Raw genomic sequence first — 20384 nt, forward strand, 5'->3', positions numbered from 1 at the left:
TTACCCTTTGTTGTTAATTACAGCCGGTGCGACGATTTGCACAATCAGCACCGATAACCAGGCCAGTCCGAGCGGTGTAAACGCCGCCCCAAATACTGCCAGCGCCAACACCAGCAGGAGAATGGTGGCCAGGACCTTCAGCACCTCACCCAGTAAAAAAGTCCAGGCGATGCGCCCTTTCACTGGGTCTCCTGCCTGATGACGCCAGGCAAAAATCATAAACACAATGTTTGGCAGCCAGGCTGCCAGTCCACCCGCGAGGGCGGACAAGCCCCACGCCAGATCTTTCAGGGCAAACAGCGCGCCGATTACGACGAAAGTCACCAGCTGAAGCATCAGCACGGTTCGGGCAAATTTTACTCTGTAAAGGGACACTGACATGACGCTGAAACTCTCCTGCCCCATCCGGGGTATGTCGCGTGTCGTATAAAACTGCCTTTGCTCTTTTGAGTCAAGCAGCAAAAAACGAGCAAATTATACGGTGCGCCCCTGCGATTTCAATGGATAAGTAGCGAAAAGGTGAACAATTATTTAAATTTCTTTCCACAGGCCTGTTTTTCAAAATTGTAAAGAACAGCAAACCAAGTGAAATTTACTGCAATAGCCGACAAACCTTGCTCATAAAGCGTGCGTGTGATCACACTTCGGTAACTTAATGCTTAAGTTCTGTGCAGGATTAGTCTCATTAGAATGAAATTTAAATTAAAACACCCAATACAATTCAATAAGTTACCTAATAATAATTTAAATATGGCAATTATTGTCGATTAAAAGCCCTTATTGACATTCGTAGCAACTAATTCTCGCCCCATAAGCCATTACTTACGTCGATTTATAAAGGGGATATATTTTCCTGCGTGACGACTGACCAGACGATAATGGTGGCAAAAGGTGATGTTAATGATAATGGAATGTGAAAATAAGGTTAAATGTTGCCAATCGTGTCGGATAATTTCAGCCTGTGCTTTTAACCTTGTCGAAACAACCTGGCAGCGGAAAAAAGTGTGAATGCGATCGTTCAACTGATGCATTTTCAGACAACACCTTAGCCGGTCTGGCACGCCAGGTGTCGTCACCTGGCAGGATAGTCACTGCACTTAACTAAAATCCAGTAACATAAAGCACTTACAGACAATAAGGCTATTCCGCTTCAGGCGGATAATCCGGGTAAAAAACGCCGAAATATCGCCGCTAGTGCGGAATAAAAAAGCAGCGCCTGCTGCTTATTTCGTCACGTTAACCACGATCAGATGACGCTCACCTTCCAACTGCGGAACCGCTAATTTCACCACCCGATCAACAGCAAATCCCGCCGGTAATGTCGCCAGTTCATCGTCAGGAACGACGCCTTTCAGGGCATAAAACTGGCCTTTTTCGCCTGGCAAATGGTGGCACCAGTTGAGCATATCGTTCAGTGAAGCAAAGGCCCGGCTAATCACGCCATCAAACGGTGGCTCCGCAGGAAAGTCCTCTACCCTACTCTGCACTGGCTCTATGTTCACCAGCTTCAGCTCATGCTGAACCTGCTTCAGGAAGCGTATGCGCTTGCCTAAGCTGTCCAGCAGGGTGAAATGCGCGTCAGGCCGGACAATCGCTAAGGGTACGCCTGGCAGGCCGGGACCGGTGCCGACATCAATAAAGCGGCTGCCCTGCAGGTGCGGCTCAACCACAATGCTGTCCATGATATGGCGGATCAGCATCTGCTCAGGGTCACGCACTGACGTCAGATTGTAGGCTTTATTCCACTTGTGCAGCATTTCAACATAGCCCACCAGCTGGTTTTTTTGCTGATCGGACAGAGAAATAGTAGCGGCTTTAAGCAGCGAAGTGAGTTTATTAATCACAATGAGGTCCTGTGAGGGATTTTGGGGGGAATTTATTCGTCCCGCCTGACAAATACAAGAGGGGCGAGAAAACTCCCGCCCCTCTTACGTTGTGACTGTCAGTGAAAGTCAGGCGCTTTTACGCAGCAAGCCCTGCTTTTTCAGGTAGATCAACAGAATGGAGATCGCCGCCGGGGTGATCCCAGAAATACGCGATGCCTGGCCAATCGATCCCGGTTTGTGATCGTTCAGCTTGGCAATCACCTCATTGGAGAGGCCGCTCACCTGATGATAATCCAGTTCTGCCGGCAGCAAGGTATTCTCATTGCGCTGCTGGCGATTAATCTCTTCCTGCTGGCGCGCAATGTAGCCTTCGTACTTCACCTGAATCTCAACCTGCTCAGCCGCCTGAGGATCGGCCAGTGCCGGGGCAAAGGTGCTCAGGGTCATCAGCTGCTGATAGGTCATTTCCGGACGGCGAAGCAGATCTTCACCGCTGGCTTCCTTGGTCAGCGCAGCACTCAGCACGCCGTTCACTTCTTCCACGCTGTCTGATTTCGGGTGTACCCAAATATCGCGCAGACGCTGGCGTTCTTTTTCGATGCTTTCCAGTTTCTCGTTGAAGCGAGCCCAGCGGGCATCGTCAACCAGACCCAGTTCACGACCGGCTTCGGTCAGACGCAGATCGGCATTGTCTTCACGCAGCATCAGGCGATATTCAGCACGTGAGGTAAACATGCGGTACGGCTCTTTGGTACCCAGCGTGCAGAGATCGTCGACCAGAACGCCAAGGTAAGCCTGATCGCGGCGGGGTGCCCAGGTCTCTTTGTCAGCAGACAGGCGACCCGCGTTCAGACCAGCCAGCAGTCCCTGAGCCGCCGCTTCTTCGTAACCGGTGGTGCCGTTGATCTGTCCGGCAAAGAACAGACCCTGGATATGTTTGCTTTCCAGCGTCGGTTTCAGATCGCGAGGATCGAAGAAATCGTACTCGATGGCATAGCCAGGTCGAACGATCTTCGCGTTTTCCAGTCCCTTCATCGACCGGACGATCTGGATCTGAACGTCAAACGGCAGGCTGGTAGAGATGCCATTTGGGTAAATTTCATTGCTGGTCAGGCCTTCCGGTTCCAGGAAGATCTGGTGCGCGTTACGATCGGCAAAGCGCATCACCTTGTCTTCAATCGACGGACAGTAGCGTGGACCAATTCCTTCAATCACGCCGGAGTACATCGGGCTACGATCGAGGTTATTGCGGATCACATCGTGGGTATTCTCGTTGGTGTAGGTGATGTAGCAAGGCACCTGTTGTGGATGCTGTGACACATTGCCCATGAACGAGAAGACCGGCATTGGCGTATCGCCATGCTGCGGATCCAGCACGCTGAAATCAATGGTTCTGGCATCGATACGCGGTGGCGTTCCGGTTTTCAGACGGCTGACACGCAACGGCAGTTCACGCAGACGACGTGCCAGCGGAATCGAAGGAGGATCGCCTGCACGACCGCCGCTGTAGTTATCCAGACCGATGTGAATTTTACCGTCGAGGAAGGTTCCGACCGTCAGAACGACCGACTTAGCACGGAACTTCAGTCCCATCTGGGTGACTGCACCGACAACACGATCGTTCTCAACGATAAGATCGTCTACCGCCTGTTGGAAGATCATCAGGTTTGGCTGATTCTCTAACGCAGTACGCACGGCCTGTCGGTAAAGCACGCGGTCAGCCTGAGCACGGGTAGCCCGAACCGCAGGACCTTTGCTCGCGTTTAGTATCCTAAACTGTATGCCAGCCCGATCGATGGCATGTGCCATCAGCCCGCCAAGTGCGTCCACTTCTTTAACCAGATGTCCTTTTCCAATCCCACCGATCGCCGGATTACAGGACATTTGTCCAAGCGTATCAATGTTATGGGTTAATAGCAGGGTTTGCTGACCCATTCGGGCAGCCGCCATTGCGGCTTCGGTACCCGCATGACCACCACCGATTACGATGACGTCAAAAGGATCTGGATAAAACATGGAACTGCACCTCGCGATTGTGCGATTTAGGGAGATTGGTTATCAGGGCGTGGAGTCTACGCAACTTTGGGCGATGGGGAAAGCGCACTACCCGGTGTGTATTAAAAAGAAGATCTTTTTTATCTAGAGATCTCTTTGTTAGATCTTCTATTAGGATCGACGATCTCTGTGGATAAGCCTTTTTTCCTGATAACGATCATCATCTTATTAAGGATCGTTAGCTGTGAAAGATCGGTGATCCTACGGCGTATAAGCTGGGATCTAAATGCCACCTTATCCACAGGCTCCGGCAAGTACTCAAGTTGTTCTTGGGATAACAACCGGTTATTACCGGGTTTTAAGCATAGTTATACACAAACGATCGCCACTTAAATGAACAAAAAAGGACATTATTTACAAAACCTGGCCGTTTTTTTTCGATCCGGCAGCCAAAATCAGGGCGATCCTGCTGCCAGCGATCCTCATTTGAGTAAGTTTTTCCAACTTTCTACCCAAACCTCAGCCGGATCCTCAGGGATCTCATGTTCCAGCACATCGATATCCAGTCGATCGCCGATCCGTTGAGCGCCACAGGACGTTAACAGCACGTCGATCTTCTCTATTGCACCGCAGAACAGATCGTACTCGCGGTTGCCAATACCGACGGCGCCGTAACGCAGTTGGGAAAGATCGGGCTTTTTCTCTGCCAGTTCATCAAACAGGGGTTGCAGATTGTCAGGAAGATCGCCTGCACCGTGCGTGGAGCAAACCACCAGCCAGGTGCCTTCAACGCTCAGTTCTTCCAGTTCAGGACCGTGAAGTAACTCGGTTGAAAAGCCTGCTTCTTCCAACTTCTCAGCCAGAAGTTCGGCCACATATTCCGCGCTGCCTAAGGTGCTACCCGTGATTAACGTAATGTCAGCCATTTATAAAGATCCCTGTACCTCAAAGGCGGCTATTGTACGCTGTGATCAAGCGGGGATCTACCTGTGGATAAGTAAGGGTAATTGGCTGGGAGGGATGAACCGAAAAAGACGCGGGTGATCAGCAGCCCGACGATAGCTGATGAAAAAGAGAAAATGCTGGCGATCGGTCCTTAAACGATCCCGATCGGTGTGTGGATAATATTGTGCACAGATCAGGGCTTGATGGTGCGCATAATCGGGTTCTGCAGGGAGATCAGCGTCTCGGTTGACTGGATTTCATCGATGGTCTGGATCTTGTTGATCAACACCAGTTGCAGGGCATCGATCGAGCGGCACATCACCTTAATAAAGATGCTGTAGTGGCCGGTGGTGTACCAGGCTTCCACCACTTCATCCAGCGCATCAAGTTTTGCCACCGCAGCCGGGTAGTCACGGGCACTTTTCAAAATGATGCCGATAAAGCAGCAGACGTCATAGCCAAGATGCTTGGGATCAATCTCCAGCCGCGTGCCTTTAATGATCCCCGCCTGCTTCATTTTCTCCACGCGAACGTGAATAGTGCCTGGGCTGACGTTGAACACTTTTGCCAGTTCAGCATAGGCGGTACGGGCATTTTCCATTAACGCATTAAGGATGCCACGATCGAGACTGTCAATTTGCAGGTTATCCGCCATGATGGCTCCTGAGTTAAGGAATATTCAACGTATAGCGGGATAATGTGCAGGAAACGGAGCAGACAGGCAATATTATTGTGGAATAAACAGCGGGCACAGGGCGTGCCCGCTGGAGGGGTTTAACGCTTACGCCACACGGTCAGCTGCGCGACGGTGTGCTGATACTTGCGCGCCGTTTCACGTATCACGAAAGGCACATCCTGCGGCGCGGCGATCTCTTCGAAATCGGTGGCCAGCAGCCGCTGTAACGCCTGATAGGTGGTCAGCGCTTCACCGTTCTCACGGATGCCGCCCAGCCAGTTCTCCTTCGGCGTAAAGTCTTCCAGCCAGGTGTACGGCGAGGAGAGCATCAGGACACCGCCCGGCGCGATCATGGTCGTAATGTCCTGCAGGAAGCGCTTAGGCTGACGCAGGCGGTCGATCAGGTTGGAAGCCAGCACCAGGTCATAGCGTTCGGGCTGCGGCTTGAGGTTACAGGCATCGCCCTGCACAAACTGAATGCGTTGCGCCTGTTCCGCGCCGAGATCGAAATCTTTCAGCCGCACCTGACGGTATTCCACCAGGTCGCCTTCTTCCTGGGTGACATAACGGAACTCTTCGCCGCTGGTTAGCTGGATGGCCACATCGATAAAGCGCGCGGAGTAATCCATTCCCACTACGTCGCTGAAATGACGGGCCAGCTCAAAGCTGGCGCGGCCGGTGGCACAACCGATATCCAGTGCGCGACCGCGTTTTTCCGTCATCCGGCAGGCAATGTCCACCAGCGCTTTGCCGTAATTGGGCGTGCCGAAGTAATCCGGCCCGTACTGGAAGTCGAGATACTGCGAAACCATGCTGTCGGTTTCATACGGGTTCAGCATCTGTTTTTCCTGATGGTTGGAGACCACATAGCGGAAACCGGCGTGCTGGAAGAAGTGACGGCGGAAGGCGTAGCGGGCAGATTTCAGCGCTTCGTTACCGGTGGAGATCCAGCTACCGCCTTTGATCAGCGCATGTTTGCCATCAAAGGTCGGCGTCGAGAAGTCGTCATATAAAGGATGAACCTTAAATCCTTCCAGACCGTTGGTTGGCGTGGTGGTCCACTGCCAGACGTTACCGATCAGATCGTAAAACTCGCCCTGAGCAAAACGATCGACCGGACAGGAAGACGCCCACCAGGCCAGATTGATATTGCCCGGTGCCTCGCGCCAGTCGGTCTGATCGCCTGTCACCTGCTCACGCAACAGCAGCCATTCGGCTTCGGCAGGCAGCTGTACCGATTTGCCGGTTTCATCGGCTTTCCAGCGGCAGAACGCGGCGGCTTCCAGCTGGTTCACTTCGGCTGGCCAGTCCCATGGCATCGGCACTTCTTCGGTCATCAGACGCAGTTTCAGTGCATCAGGCTCGGCGACAGAACCGACCCAGAACGTGGGCTGAGTGGCTTTGGCAAAGTCGCGCCAGCCAAGACCTTCTTCATCCCACCAGCGCGCGTCCTGATAACCGCCGGCGGCGACAAATTCGAAGAATTCGGCGTTGCTGGTCAGCATCTTGCTGGCTTTAAACGGCTTCACGTCGGTGGTCAGCGTGCCGTACTCGTTATCCCAGCCGTAGGTATCATCGCTTTTGCCCTGGGTGACCCGAGCGCCGTCAACGTCGACCAGCGCGTTCGCCGGCATTTTGCTTCGATCGTGACGGGCTGAAGGGCAGGCTGGCCAGTGCGCCTGCGGCTTTACCCACTCAATGGGCAACTGGCGGATCAGCACGCTGGAGGTTTCCAGATGGATGCGCTCGTGCTCAATGCCCATCAGGATCACCCATGCCGGACTGTCCCAGTTGATCGGTAAGGTCAGCGGCATCTCTTTGATAAAGTTTTCGATAAGCGAGCGGACTTTGCCGCGATAGTCGCGCAGTTCGGCGACGGTCGGCCACGGATAGTTGTGGGTGTCCAGATCGTCCCAGCTCATCTCATCGACGCCGATCGCCATCATCGCTTCGATGTTGTCATCCACGCGGTTATCCACCAGCCCACCCGCCATCATTTTATTGATGTAGAAAGTGGCGGTGTGGCCGTAATAGAAAATCAGCGGATGGCGCAGGGAAATCGCTTTGGTGAACCAGGCCTTTTCATCGGCGAGGCAATCGAACAGGCTCTCATACAGAGACCAGGTCTGATTGAAGTACGTCAGAATTTCCTGACGTTTTTGCGCCTCGCTGCCGCTGCTCAATAACAACGTACGGGTCGGTGCGGGTAATCCTGGTGCGAACTCTTGTTGTTGTGCTGTCACGTAATGCTCCCAATCTGCCTGTTGGCTAAAGCGTACACATGACTATAGCAAATAAGCATTTCCAGATTGTGTCTGAGGGAGAACTAGCGTTGCCAGCGGCGCAGCAGACGGCTTTTCAGGCCGGTATCGAAGTGCCAGATGTGGTCGAAAATCCGCATGATGCCGGGTTTTCCATGATCGGACAGCGCAACGGCATGAAAGCGCTGCTGCTGTTTCAGCTGGTGCTGTTTGATGCGTTTGACCAGCTCTTCTGGCAGGCGCTGGGCAATAAAATCGGAGATGATCACCGCATCGGCATCGTTCCATGCCGGCGTGGCCAGTTTAAGCAGCACCGAGTCCAGGCAGGCGGCCAGATCGGTGCCGCCACGAAAACGCTGGCTGAGAAAGCGGATCGCCTGGGAGATGCCATCGCCCGCGGTCAGTTCGTAGGCCACCACTTCATGGGCGAACAGCATAATGTAGCAACGACGGTTATCCGCCAGCGCCACCTTCAGCAGGGCGAGGCAGAACGCTTTGGCGCAGCGCTCGTTGAAGCCGCCCATTGAACCGGAGGTATCCACACAGACGATAAAGGGGCCGCGTGGCTGCTGGTCGTGATGATGATGACTGACCGGCCTGAGCATCACCTTGTCGTGCCAGGCATCGCCCTGCAGACGGTAGGTCAACAGCCTTTTCTCCACCAGCCGACGGTAGAACTCAATTTCCAGCTCGCTGATGCCCAGCGTGACCAGTTCGGGTGGTAGCAGGCGCAGAATGTCGTCGCTTTGATGTAGCCCGCTGACCTCTTCCGGTACGCTTTCCGGCTCGCGCACCAGATGATGAAACTCCTCCAGCGGCGCGTCTTCGGTCGGCACCGCCTTGGCTTCTTTGCTGCGGCCCAGTTGTTCAGCCAGCTTCAGCAAGGCCGGTTGCTGGGCCAGAAAGTCGCCGTACTCAACGATCAGCTGGTAATCGCCCCGTTGCAGCGGGCTTTTGGTCAAATCCCACAGACGTCCCGCCGCAGCTTCATCGTTGTCCGATAACACCTTTGCCAGTTGACCACTCATGGCTAAACGTTGCTGAAGCTCGGCCAGCAGTTTTTCTCGCTCCTGGTCCAGCAGCTGCTGATTCAGGGTCAGGGTTTGCAGCGTCAGGCTTAACCGCCAGCGCTGGAGAAACAGGGTTTGCTGGGCCTGACTGAGCGCGCTGGGATCGGCATTGGCGACCAGCTGGTGGGCTTTTTCACTAAAGGGAGAATGATGTTCACTGAGGTAAGCCAGCAGTTCAGGCAGCTTCTGGCAGAACGGCGTATGACCCAGGCCCTGAAACTGCTGGAACAGCGCAAATTCGGCGGCGAGATCGTCCGGTACGGAGGTGGTCTTCAGCTGTTCCAGCACTTCGGTTTTCCAGCGCGGCAGATCGCGCAACAGCGCTTTCTTCATGCCGGGGAATTTTTCAAAAAAAAGCGCCAGCTGGGGACTGGCGAGCAGGGCGATCACTAACTCTTCGAGCAGGTCGCCCTCGCTGATGGTCAGAAGGGCGCTCAGTGTATCAAGCGAGATCACCGACGCGCCTGCTTCAGCTGATCGGCTACCTGCTGCAGACTCTCTTCAATTTTTGCCAGCCAGTCATCGCTGATAAACAGGCAGCGCTGATGCTGGCTGAACAGCGTGCGCTGGTTGCGCAGCTGGGTTTCCACCTCATCCAGTGCCTGCACAATCTCTTCCGGCAGCCCGCTGGCCTGCTGTTTGCCCGGCAGCATCAGCCGGGTGGATTGCAGGCTGACGTCGCGCAGCGTCAGGCAGTCATTACCGTCCACATGCAGGTCCAACGTCTGGGCAAAGCCAATGCCGTTAAGCTTGCCGCGAATATCGCCGCTTTTTTGCAGCCAGTGATGCAGCGGTTCACGCGCAATCACCACGTGCGTCACCTGCATGTCGTGCAGCATCAGCGGCTTTTGCAGCATCAGCGTCAGCGAGTCATCGGCCAGCGTGGCGGGCAGTTCGTAATGCGGTTTGCGGCTGAATATCCCGCCATGTTTTTCCAGACGGATCGCCTGTTCGACGCTTTTTTCCTGCTGCAAGGCCAGCCGGCGCGACTCAATTTGCTGCAGCTTAATCAGCATCGGCTGCTGCTGCCAGGCGTGCTGGGTGATCAGGCTGTCGATTTCGCGATCCAGCAGCTTCATCGACGCCACGTCGTGCCACAGGCAATCCTTCAGCAGGATAAGATCGACCGGCGCAATGCTGTTGCGTCCGCTGTAAAACGCGCAGGCTTGCAGCAGGTGGAGGGCTTTTTTCCAGCGGCGATCGGAGATATACGGCGCTTCGGGCTGGTTTTCCATCTGCTGACGCAGCAGGAAGATCAGTTCAAAGACATCGTCAGTCAGCGCGACCTGAGTAATGCCTTTCTGCCATTCGCTATACTCTTCATCGGTGATGCACAGAGAGTCCGCCACCGGGTTGATGGTTTCATCCTGCTGGTGGGTAAGCATGCTGCGGAAGTTTTGCTTCTCATGCACGTTATCCAGCCACAGGCGGATTAACATGCGGTCATACAGCGCTTCCAGCCCGCTGTCGGCCTCGGGCAGCTCATTCGACGCGGTAACCAGCAGGCGCATGGGGATTTTTTCTTCGCTGTCACCGTTACGAAAGCGACGTTCATTAATGGCGGTCAGCAGGGTATTGAGGATCGCCGGGCCCGCCTTCCAGATCTCATCGAGAAAGACAATTTCGGCATCCGGCAGATAACCTTTGGTCAGTCGCTGGTAGCGGCCTTCGTCTTTTAGTGCCTGAATAGAGAGAGGGCCAAACACTTCTTCCGGGGTGGAAAAACGGGTCATCAGGTATTCAAAGGCGCGGGAATGTTGAAAAGCGTACTTGAGTCGGCGGGCAATCAGACTCTTGGCAATGCCCGGTGGGCCCAGCAAAAAGACGCTTTCGCCGCTCAGCGCAGCCAACAGGCAGAGGCGAATCGCGTGATGCCGCTCATAAAGTCCTTTTTCTAACGCATTGCTGAGGCGGGCGATTCTTTCCGCAAGTAAATGGGGCTGGGGCATGTTCAAACATTCATCCTTTTCTACGGTCAGGCCAGCAGGGTGACTGGCGAGCGCAAACACTACTGGCTATGATGCTTGAAAGAGTTGATACGAGTCAGCTTTTTTCTTGTCAAAGAGTGACGCAGGGCAGTGAAGTCATTTCTCTTAACGTAATAAGGATAGGCATTCATCATGATTCATGCATACTGTGCGCGTTTTGATGGCTTGATGAGCTGTGCGCAATCCCGCGTCACTCGGCTCCAACAAAAGACTAGTTTATGAGTTCTGAAAAAAAGCAGTCCCTTGGCGCAGTGACCTTAGCCGCCATTGGCGTTGTCTATGGTGATATCGGTACCAGCCCTTTATATACCCTCCGTGAATGCCTTTCCGGCCAGTTTGGCTTTGGCGTGGAACGTGACGCGGTATTTGGTTTTCTTTCCCTGATTTTCTGGCTGTTAGTGCTGGTGGTGTCGCTCAAGTACATCAGCTACGTGATGCGCGCAGATAACGCCGGAGAAGGGGGAATACTGACCCTGATGTCGCTGGCCGGCCGCAATACCGGGGCCAGAGCCACGGCGGTACTGGTGATCATGGGACTGATTGGCGGCAGCTTCTTCTATGGTGAAGTGGTGATCACGCCGGCCGTTTCAGTGCTTTCGGCGATTGAAGGTCTGGAGATCATCGCGCCGAATCTCGACCGCTATATTGTGCCGATGGCGATTGCCGTGCTGACGCTGCTGTTTGCTATTCAGAAGCACGGTACCGGCATTGTCGGCAAACTGTTCGCCCCGGTGATGCTGCTGTGGTTTATTGCGCTGGCGGTGCTCGGCGGCATGAGTATCGCTGCGAATCCGGACGTGCTGCATGCGATGAACCCTTATTGGGCGATGCATTTCTTTATGGAATATAAAGAGGTGTCGTTCTTTGCGCTTGGCGCGGTGGTACTGGCGATCACCGGGGTGGAAGCGTTGTATGCCGATATGGGCCACTTCGGTAAATTCCCTATCCGTCTGGCGTGGTTCATTGTGGTACTGCCGTCGCTGGTGCTGAACTATTTCGGCCAGGGCGCGCTGCTGCTGAAGAACCCTGAAGCGATAAAAAACCCCTTCTTCCTGCTGGCGCCTGACTGGGCGCTGATCCCGATGCTGATCCTGGCGACGCTGGCCACGGTTATTGCCTCGCAGGCGGTGATTTCTGGCGTCTTCTCGCTGACCCGCCAGGCCGTTCGTCTGGGCTATCTGCCGCCGATGCGCATTGTGCACACTTCGGAAGAGGAATCCGGTCAGATTTATATCCCGGTCATCAACTGGCTGCTCTATTTCGCCGTGGTGATTGTGATTGTTGGCTTCCAGCACTCCAGTAACCTGGCCGCGGCCTACGGTATTGCCGTCACCGGCACCATGGTGTTGACCGCGATCCTCTGTACCACGGTGGCGATTAAAAACTGGCACTGGAACCGTTATCTGGTGCTGACGGTGCTGGTCGGCATGCTGTGCATTGATGTGTCGTTGTTCTCTGCCAACCTGGTGAAAGTGTTCTCCGGTGGCTGGTTGCCGCTGTGCCTGGCACTGGTGATGTTTATCATCATGACCACCTGGAAAAGCGAGCGTTTCCGCCTGCTGCGTCGTATGCATGAACACGGCAACTCACTGGAAGCGATGATTGCCTCGCTGGAGAAATCGCCGCCGGTGCGCGTACCGGGCACCGCGGTGTATATGTCCCGTGCGTTGAACGTGATCCCGTTCGCCATGCTGCATAACCTTAAGCATAACAAAGTGTTACATGAGCGCGTGGTGCTGCTGACGCTGCGAACGGAAGATGCGCCTTATGTGCATAACGTCCGGCGCGTGACCATCGAACAGCTTTCGCCAACCTTCTGGCGCGTGGTGGCCAGTTACGGCTGGCGTGAAACGCCGAACGTGGAAGAGATTTTCCACCGCTGTGGGCTGGAAGGGCTTAGCTGCCGGATGATGGAAACCTCGTTCTTTATGTCGCATGAGTCGCTGATTATCGGTAAACGACCGTGGTATCTGCGCCTGCGCGGCAAGCTGTTCCTGATGCTGCAGAAGAACGCCCTGCGTGCGCCAGACCAGTTCGAGATCCCGCCTAACCGGGTGATTGAGTTAGGGACACAGGTCGAGATTTAATCCCGACCGGCAGAGAAAAGGGGCCTTTGGGCCCCTTTTTTTGTGCTCACTGACGCTGGCTACCAGCTGACGGACGCCGCAAAACCACCCGCATCACGGTTAGCAAAGCTGGCCCGCATCCCATGCAGTTGGGCGATATTGCTGACGATGGACAGTCCCAGCCCACTGCCGGACTTTTCCTGTCCCGGTGGCCGGTAAAACCGCTCGCCAACCCGCGTCACAGCCTCTCCCGTAACACCGGGTCCGTTATCCAGAACCTCAATACGGCGTGGCGACAGGATCAGCTGCACGCTTCCGCCAGACGGGCTGTAACGAATGGCGTTATCCAGCAGATTACGCACCATCAGCGCCAGCAGCAGCGGCTGTCCATTTTTGATGACCGGAACCCCGGGCGCCTCAAGGCTAAGCTCGATACCGGCGGCCTGCGCGCTACCATAATGATCGACAACGGCCTGTTGCAGCAGCTGTTGCAGATTGACCGGCTGCGTCTCCAGATCCTTCTCGCTGTCCAGTCGGGAGAGCGTCAGCAACTGATCGACCATCCGTGTGGCTCTGTCGATCCCCGCATCCAGATTGGCCAGTGCATGGTGACGCATCGCTTCATCGTCATGGGCCAGCTGCGCCACTTCGGTTTGCACCTTCAGCGCCGCCAGCGGCGTGCGCAGCTCATGCGCGGCATCTGAGGTAAAGCGTCGCTCGCGGGTCAGCATCTGCGCGATACGGGCAAACAGCGAATTCAGCTCGTCCACCAGCGGCCGGACTTCTTGTGGAACCCGATCTTCCCTTAACGGCGTCTGATCGTCCGCAGAGCGATGCCGCAGCTGGCTGGCGATACGTTTCAGCGGGGCCAGCTCGTGGGTGATCAGCCATAGCAGCAGGATCAACATCACCGGCAATGCAAACAGCCACGGCCAGAGGTTGGTCTGCACGATATCGCGGGTCATATCATCGCGATATTCCCATTCCTGACCGACCACCACCACATACTGCTGATCCGGCGTGCTTAGCCAGACCATGCGCCACAAATCATCGTCACCTTTCAGCTTGCCGTCGGTGAAGCCGTTGCGCGGGTAGTGAAAGCGGAAGTCTTTGCCGTTTTCACCGTCGTTCATCACCATTTTTCCGTCGCGGGTGAACACCGCAAAGGCCAGCGCATCGTCTTCCTGATCGCCGCGATGATGCTTAAGCAGCTTTTTGGTTTTAGGCAGCGTCAGCGGTTCGTGGCTGAGCTGTTCCGGGTTCATCGTTGCCAACCTTTTGGCAAACAGCATCTGCTGGGTATCAAACAGCTCATTGATTTTATGCCGCGTCTGCCACCATGAGCCGAGGCTGGCCGTTCCCCAGCAAATCAGCGTCAGCAGCAGAAAGCCCAGCATCAGACGCAGGCGCAGGCTCAGGCGATTCACACCGGTTCTCCCAGCGTATAGCCGACGCCGTGAATGGTGCGGATAAACTGGCTGCCCAGTTTTTTTCGCAGATGGTGGATATGCACTTCAACGGCGTTGCTGGAGACGTCTTCATCCCAGCTGTAGAGCTTTTCTTCTAACTGGGCGCGGGTCAGCACTCTGCCGGTATTCATCAGAAACAGTTCGAGCAGCGCCAGCTCGCGGGATTTTAGCTCCAGCGGTTCGCCGTTCAGCGTCACGCGGTGCGAGCCGCTCTCCATCACCACGGCACCATGGCTGAGCAGCGGGTGAAGCTGGCCATGGCGGCGGCGAATCAACGCCTGTAACCGGGCCGCGACTTCGCTCAGGGCGAAAGGTTTGCAGAGATAGTCATCGGCCCCTTGCTGTAGGCCGGTTACCCGCTGTTCCAGCGCATCCCGCGCGGTGAGGATCAGCACCGGTTCATCCTGTCCCTGCTGACGCCACTGGCGCAAAATATCCAGCCCGTCCATGCCCGGCAGGCTTAAATCCAGCACCACCGCGTCATAAGGCGCCGCGCTGAGTGCCGCCAGTCCCTCTTTACCTTCGGTGAACCAGTCGACGCTGAATCCCATTTTTATCAGCCCGGCTTTAATCCCGTCGCCAATTAACCGATCGTCCTCAATGACTAAGATGCGCATGATAAATTCCTCTGTGATTACCCGCTTTATACGTAACAGGCAGACCGGTTGTACAGCGCAGAACGCCGGAATTCGCGTTTTTTCGCCAATTTTGATAAATATTAAGCGGGCCGCGAGGTTCTTAAGAACCTGTTAAGAACCCTTTGCTTTAATAGCTCCCGAAGAGACAAACGAGGCACTATTTATTACTGCCGAACCTCCAAGGAATAAAGGTGACAATATGAAAAAGACCGCTGCTTTATTAGCCATTACCGCGCTGGTTTCAATGCCTGTTCTTGCTGCTCAGACCGGTGGGTTTGTTGACCCAAATGCCCCCACTGCCCAGGTGCAGAAAGGCGGCTTTTCCGGACCAAACGGCACGGTAGCCACCGTTAAACAGGCGCAGGATATGAAGGATGATGCCTGGGTAACCATGCGCGGCAACATTGAAAAGCGTATTGGTGATGAGGATTATCAGTTCCGCGATGCCACCGGCACGATGAAGGTTGAGATTGATCATAAGCGCTGGGAAGGCCAGACCATTTCGCCGAAAGATAACGTCGAGCTTCAGGGCAAGATTGATAAAGACTTCAACTCGGTTGAACTGGACGTAAAACAGATCCGTAAAGTTCAGGGATAATAGGCAGCGGCGGGGACAGCGATCCCCGCCGCGCGTTATTTAGCTGACCAATGCACTGGCAGCCTTACGATGTTGAGCAATCAACGAGGCAATATCCAGACCCGGAATAACGCCATCAATCACCCGCCACTGACCGCCCACCATCACGTAATCAGCTCGCTCCGCGCCACACAGAATTAAGGCGGCAATCGGATCGTGGCTGCCGCTGAACCGTAATTCATCCATTTTAAACAGCGCCAGATCGGCCTGCATGCCGACCCGTATCTCACCAATATCCTCACGCCCTAATAAACGCGCCGATCCGCGAGTCGCCCAGCCGAGCACTTTTTGCGGTGTGATGCGCTCAGCGCCGTAGCGCAGCCGCTGTAAATAGAGCGCCTGACGGGTTTCATACATCAGGTTGGAGGCATCGTTAGAGGCGGAACCGTCCACGCCCAACCCTATGGTTGCGCCAGCCTGTTCCAAATCCAGCGTCGGGCAGATACCCGAAGCAAGCCGCATATTGGACACCGGACAGTGGCAGATGCCGGTTCCGGCCGCGCCGAGGCGGGTTATTTCATCAGGATTAAAATGAATACCGTGCGCCAGCCAGGTGCGTGGCCCCAGCCAGCCCACCTTCTCCAGATAATCCACGGTGCGCAGGCCAAAACGATCCAGACAGAATTGCTCTTCATCCAGCGTTTCGGCCAGATGAGTGTGCAGACGGACATCCCACTGCCCGGCCAGCTTTGCGCTTTCAACCATGATCTCTTCGGTAACCGAGAACGGAGAACAGGGCGCCAGGGCAATCTGTATTTGTGCGCCGGCGCCGCGCTGGTGGTAGCGCTTAATCAGCCGCACGCTGTCTTCGAGAATAGCTTCACCCGTCTGCACCGTGTGCTGAGGCGGCAGGCCGCCCTGGTCTTCGCCGAGACTCATCGAGCCACGGGTTAACAGCGCCCGCATGCCCAGCTCTTTCACCACCTCAACCTGCACATCAATCGCCTCTTCCAGTCCGTCGGGAAAAAGATAGTGATGATCGCTGGCGGTGGTGCAGCCAGACAGCAACAGTTCCGCCATTGCCACTTTGCTGGCCAGCGCCAGCGCATCGGGCTTCAGTTTTGCCCACACCGGATAGAGCGTTTTCAGCCAGGGAAACAGCGGCTGATTGACGACGGGTGCCCAGGCTCGGGTCAGGGTTTGGTAAAAATGATGATGCGTGTTGATCAAACCCGGCAGCACCACGTGCTGGCTGGCGTCTTTGATCTCATCGCAGGGCTGGGAAGGGTGTTGGCCTGAAGCCAGGATTTCAGTGATCACCCGATCTTCAATGACCAGTCCACCTCGTCCATCGGTGTCTTCAGGGGTAAAAATGGCAAGCGGGTTTTTCACCCAAATACGGTGTGCGGGCATAGCCAGCTTCTCCTTTATAAAGAATAAGATAAGCCAGCTCAGTTATACCCTGTCTGCTGATCCAGGGAGCGCGTACGCGTTACAAGACTATTTTTCCGTTGCCAGTTTGCTTTCGCGGGTCTGACGTACCGCGGTGTCGGACGGCAACACCAGGTTCAGCACGATGGCAACAATGCCACCCGCGCTAATCGCTGAGCCAAACAGGTTAGCAAAAACCTTCGGTAAATGGCTGAGGAATTCAGGTTGCGCTTCGATGCCGAGGCCAATGCCAAACGAGACGGCAATGATCATCATGTCGCGGCGGGTCAACGGCGATTGGGTCATGATGCGGATGCCAGCGGCCAGTACGCTACCAAACATCACCAGCGTCGCGCCGCCTAAAACCGGTGCCGGGATTTGCTGGACCACCGCGCCAAACGCCGGGAACAAGCCCAGTAACGCCAGCAGGCAGCCAATCCACATGCCGACATAGCGGCTGGCGACGCCAGTCATCTGGATCACGCCATTATTCTGCGCAAAGGTAGTGCTGGGCAGCGCCGAGAAGATGGCTGCCAGCATGCAGCTGACGCCATCCGCCAGAATGCCGCCCTTTAAACGTCTGACGTAGCTTTCCCCTTCAACGGGCTGGCGTGACAGCAGGCAGTTCGCCGTCAGATCACCGACCGCTTCAAGAATACTGATTAACGAAATCAGCGCAATCGGCAGAAACAGCGAGAAATCGAACTGGAAGCCGAAGCGATAGGGCTGTGGCACGGCAATCCAGGATTCGGTGAACGGATGCAGGGTCAGATTGCCGCTCAGCGCAGCGGCCACGCAGCCAACGGCCATACCGAGGATCACCGCAGAGAGACGCAGCCAGCGGTTGCGCGCGTGGCTGAACAGCACGATGGTGGCCAGCGTCAGCAAACCCAGCAACAGGTTAGGTACCGAACCGAAGTTTGCCGCGTTATGACCGCCGCCCCAGTCGGTGATGCTGACCTTAATCAAGCTGATGCCAATCAGGCACACCACGGTGCCACTGATTAACGGGGTGATCAGGCGGCGGATCTGGCCCAGAAAACGGCTGACGATCATCGGAATAAAGGCCGCAACCGTGGTCAGGCCGAAAATCATCGCCATCACATCTTCCGGGCTGCCGCCGCGATTTTTCACGCTGAATCCGGCCGCCAGAATCACCGCCAGAAAGGCAAAGCTGGTGCCCTGCAGGCAAATCATCCCGGCACCGATATGCCTTATCCGGCGAGCCTGAATAAAGGTGCCAAGGCCGGAGACAAACAGCGACATGCTGATCAGATAAGGCAGCCAGGCATTGAGGCCCAACACCGTACCGATAATCAACGGTGGTGTAATCACGCCCACCAGACTCGCCAGCACATGCTGTAACGCGGTAAACAGCGCGACCGTCGGAGTGGGTTTCTCCTCAAGGCCATAAATCAAATCAGAAGGTTCATTAGCAGACATAACTACACTCCATGGATCGGCAGACTTTGTCTCATGCATGAAACACGCCAGAGTGCAGTAAATGATGCGGTGGTTTTTTATTATCTGATAGGTAAGGGCTTTTTTCTTGAATCGGATGATCCGAAAGTTTCACGATGTTTTTACGTGAACCTAAATGGTGCGATCCAAGCCGGCAAATACGCACCAAAATGGCACATTCTCAGCGCGTGCCCGGCTGAATCTCATTGAGGGTGGCCACCAGATGCAGCACCGCCGGCGATCGATCCAGCCGTCGCCAGGCCAGGGCGATATCGCTGTTAAGCACCGCATCATCAATGGCATGCAGCGTGACGTCCGGATGGCGAATGCAGCCCAGCGATTCCGGCACGAGGGTATAGCCAAACCCACTGGCCACCAGCCCGATGGCGGAAGCGATTTGCGGTGCCTGTTGGCCGGTGCGCGGCTGAAATCCGGCCCGCAGACAGGCGCTGATGATCATCTCATACAGGCTGGGCGCCACTTCCTGCGGAAAGAGGATCAGCGGATCCTCCGCCAGCTGCTGCAGCGACAGGGATGCCTTGCCCGCCAGCGCATGGCCCGGCGGCAACACCGCCAGCATTTTTTCACTGGCGATGACCTTCAAATTAAAGGCTTTGCTGCTTTCACACGGCAGGCGCACAAAGGCCGCATCCAGCAATCCTTCCTGCAGGTTATGCAGCAGCGTCGCCATATTCTGCTCGCCGGTGATCATCTCCATATCCGGGTAGCGATGCTGAAACTCCCTGAGCAGGCTGAATACCGAACCATGAAACGCCACCGAGCTGGCGAAACCGAGGGAAAGTCGTCCCCGGGTGCCGCGCGCAATGCCTTTGGCTTTCTCCAGCGCATGACCACTGAGTTCGAGGATCTGGCAGGCATCCTGATAAAAGGCCTCTCCGGCTTCGGTCAGCTCAACGCTGCGGGTCAGTCGTTTCAACAACGGCAGGCCAATTTCGCGCTCAAGGCGAAGGATTTGCTGGCTCAGAGGCGGTTGGGAAATCCCAAGCAGTTCGGCCGCGCGGGTGAAGTTGTGGGTCTGGGCAACGGCCACAAAATAGCGCAGGTGACGGAGTTCCATATCAAAAACGTCTCAAAGTGAAGGCTTCCCTATATTGGTATCCGGCACTGAATCGAGTCAACATCCTGTTAATGATTCTTAACCTTTTAGCCAAGAGGATGCCATGAAAAATTCTGCAACTGACTGTTTATGCGAACAAGAGTTGGCCTCTACCGTCAGCGCATTGCAGCAGCATAAGCCAGAAAGCGTAATCTATCAGACCTCTCTGATGAGCGCGTTGCTGAGTGGGGTTTACGAGGGCAACATCACCGTCGCCGACCTGCTGAAAAAAGGGGACTTCGGCCTCGGCACTTTCAACCAGCTGGACGGCGAACTGATTGCCTTCGATCGCGAGGTCTATCAGTTACGCGCTGACGGCAGCGCGCGCGAAGCCTCTCCTCAGCAGAAAACCCCCTTTGCGGTGATGACCTTCTTCCGTCCGCAGCATCGCCATCATTTCGATCGGCCGGTGGGTCGTCAGCAGATTCACGACTATATCGACAGTCAGGTCACCTCCGATAACCAGTTCTGCGCACTGCGCATCGACGGCCGTTTCTCGGAGGCGCAGACCCGCACCGTGCCGTGCCAGCATCGTCCTTATCGCAGCATGCCCGAAGTGCTCGGTCAGCAACCCACCTTTCACTTTAGCGAGCGCAACGGCGTGCTGATTGGTTTCCGCACGCCGCAATATATGCAGGGCATCAACGTGGCGGGTTACCACGAGCACTTTATTACCGATGACCGTCAGGGTGGCGGCCATCTGCTGGATTACCGGCTGGAGGAAGGGGTGCTGACCTTCGGTGCGATCAGCAAACTGGTGATCGACCTGCCAAAAGATAACGACTTTCTGCAAGCCAACCTGAATCCCGACGATCTGGATTCGGCCATTCGTTCCGTTGAGAGCTAATTCCCCTAAGGAGTCAT

General features: G+C 55.3%; 16 protein-coding genes. 3 read left to right on the top strand and 13 right to left on the bottom strand.

The annotated features are described in order from the left end of the window. The 8 genes from atpI to ravA all read right to left on the bottom strand — a co-directional run bounded on the left by atpI (position 1) and on the right by ravA (position 10722). Complete coding sequence (gene atpI, locus E2F51_RS07295; RefSeq protein WP_013204593.1) at positions 1 to 381, bottom strand: F0F1 ATP synthase subunit I; 381 nt, start codon at positions 379 to 381, stop codon at positions 1 to 3. An 842-nt stretch (positions 382 to 1223) separates the two neighbouring features. Further along, the gene (gene rsmG / locus E2F51_RS07300) at positions 1224 to 1844 is read right to left on the bottom strand and encodes a 16S rRNA (guanine(527)-N(7))-methyltransferase RsmG (RefSeq protein ID WP_013204594.1); all 621 of its coding nucleotides are present in this window, start codon (positions 1842 to 1844) and stop codon (positions 1224 to 1226) included. Positions 1845 to 1952: 108 nt separating this feature from the next. Then, the gene (mnmG, locus tag E2F51_RS07305) at positions 1953 to 3842 is read right to left on the bottom strand and encodes a tRNA uridine-5-carboxymethylaminomethyl(34) synthesis enzyme MnmG (protein ID WP_134823120.1); all 1890 of its coding nucleotides are present in this window, start codon (positions 3840 to 3842) and stop codon (positions 1953 to 1955) included. Positions 3843 to 4303: 461 nt separating this feature from the next. Continuing rightward, entirely contained in the window at positions 4304 to 4747 is a 444-nt protein-coding gene (mioC, locus tag E2F51_RS07310; protein WP_013200041.1) for an FMN-binding protein MioC, read from the bottom strand. Positions 4748 to 4959: 212 nt separating this feature from the next. After that, positions 4960 to 5421 (bottom strand): transcriptional regulator AsnC, encoded by a 462-nt coding sequence (gene asnC / locus E2F51_RS07315; protein ID WP_013200042.1) that lies wholly within the window; start codon positions 5419 to 5421, stop codon positions 4960 to 4962. A gap of 119 nt (positions 5422 to 5540) precedes the next feature. Beyond that, on the bottom strand, positions 5541 to 7685 hold the full coding sequence (gene ovoA, locus E2F51_RS07320; RefSeq protein ID WP_134823121.1) for a 5-histidylcysteine sulfoxide synthase: 2145 nt from the start codon (positions 7683 to 7685) through the stop codon (positions 5541 to 5543). 83 nt (positions 7686 to 7768) lie between these two features. Next, a complete protein-coding gene (gene viaA, locus E2F51_RS07325) occupies positions 7769 to 9229 on the bottom strand; it encodes an ATPase RavA stimulator ViaA (protein WP_134823122.1) in 1461 nt (486 codons plus the stop codon). Beyond that, positions 9226 to 10722 carry an ATPase RavA gene (gene ravA, locus E2F51_RS07330; RefSeq protein ID WP_134823123.1) on the bottom strand — a complete coding sequence of 499 codons (1497 nt, stop codon included), beginning with the start codon at positions 10720 to 10722 and terminating at the stop codon, positions 9226 to 9228. The genes viaA and ravA overlap by 4 nt, the downstream gene beginning before the upstream one ends. A gap of 257 nt (positions 10723 to 10979) precedes the next feature. On the opposite strand from ravA, the gene kup reads away from it, so the two are divergent. Continuing rightward, positions 10980 to 12848 carry a low affinity potassium transporter Kup gene (gene kup / locus E2F51_RS07335; RefSeq protein ID WP_105760551.1) on the top strand — a complete coding sequence of 623 codons (1869 nt, stop codon included), beginning with the start codon at positions 10980 to 10982 and terminating at the stop codon, positions 12846 to 12848. A gap of 59 nt (positions 12849 to 12907) precedes the next feature. On the opposite strand, the gene qseC is transcribed toward kup, so the two are convergent. Both qseC and qseB read right to left on the bottom strand, forming a co-directional pair. Beyond that, the gene (qseC, locus tag E2F51_RS07340; protein ID WP_134823124.1) at positions 12908 to 14254 is read right to left on the bottom strand and encodes a quorum sensing histidine kinase QseC; all 1347 of its coding nucleotides are present in this window, start codon (positions 14252 to 14254) and stop codon (positions 12908 to 12910) included. Further along, positions 14251 to 14913, bottom strand: a complete 663-nt coding sequence (qseB, locus tag E2F51_RS07345; protein ID WP_013200048.1) for a quorum sensing response regulator transcription factor QseB — start codon at positions 14911 to 14913, stop codon at positions 14251 to 14253. Before qseB ends, qseC begins: the two co-directional genes overlap by 4 nt. A gap of 220 nt (positions 14914 to 15133) precedes the next feature. On the opposite strand from qseB, the gene E2F51_RS07350 reads away from it, so the two are divergent. Then, the gene (locus E2F51_RS07350) at positions 15134 to 15532 is read left to right on the top strand and encodes a YgiW/YdeI family stress tolerance OB fold protein (RefSeq protein ID WP_013200049.1); all 399 of its coding nucleotides are present in this window, start codon (positions 15134 to 15136) and stop codon (positions 15530 to 15532) included. Between the two features lie 39 nt (positions 15533 to 15571). Here the strand turns inward: E2F51_RS07350 and E2F51_RS07355 are convergent, their stop codons facing one another. From E2F51_RS07355 to E2F51_RS07365, 3 genes are all read right to left on the bottom strand, one after another. Beyond that, positions 15572 to 16924, bottom strand: coding sequence for an 8-oxoguanine deaminase (locus E2F51_RS07355; protein ID WP_134823125.1), 1353 nt, complete (start codon positions 16922 to 16924; stop codon positions 15572 to 15574). A gap of 87 nt (positions 16925 to 17011) precedes the next feature. Next, positions 17012 to 18385, bottom strand: coding sequence for a nucleobase:cation symporter-2 family protein (locus E2F51_RS07360; RefSeq protein WP_134823126.1), 1374 nt, complete (start codon positions 18383 to 18385; stop codon positions 17012 to 17014). A gap of 199 nt (positions 18386 to 18584) precedes the next feature. Beyond that, positions 18585 to 19481, bottom strand: coding sequence for a LysR family transcriptional regulator (locus tag E2F51_RS07365; RefSeq protein WP_134823127.1), 897 nt, complete (start codon positions 19479 to 19481; stop codon positions 18585 to 18587). 103 nt (positions 19482 to 19584) lie between these two features. Here E2F51_RS07365 and budA point away from each other — a divergent pair, with 103 nt between their 5' ends. Continuing rightward, a complete protein-coding gene (gene budA, locus E2F51_RS07370) occupies positions 19585 to 20367 on the top strand; it encodes an acetolactate decarboxylase (RefSeq protein WP_013200053.1) in 783 nt (260 codons plus the stop codon). Positions 20368 to 20384 lie beyond the last annotated feature (17 nt).

It is taken from the genome of Erwinia sp. QL-Z3 (assembly GCF_004551645.1).
Taxonomy (GTDB): domain Bacteria; phylum Pseudomonadota; class Gammaproteobacteria; order Enterobacterales; family Enterobacteriaceae; genus Erwinia; species Erwinia billingiae.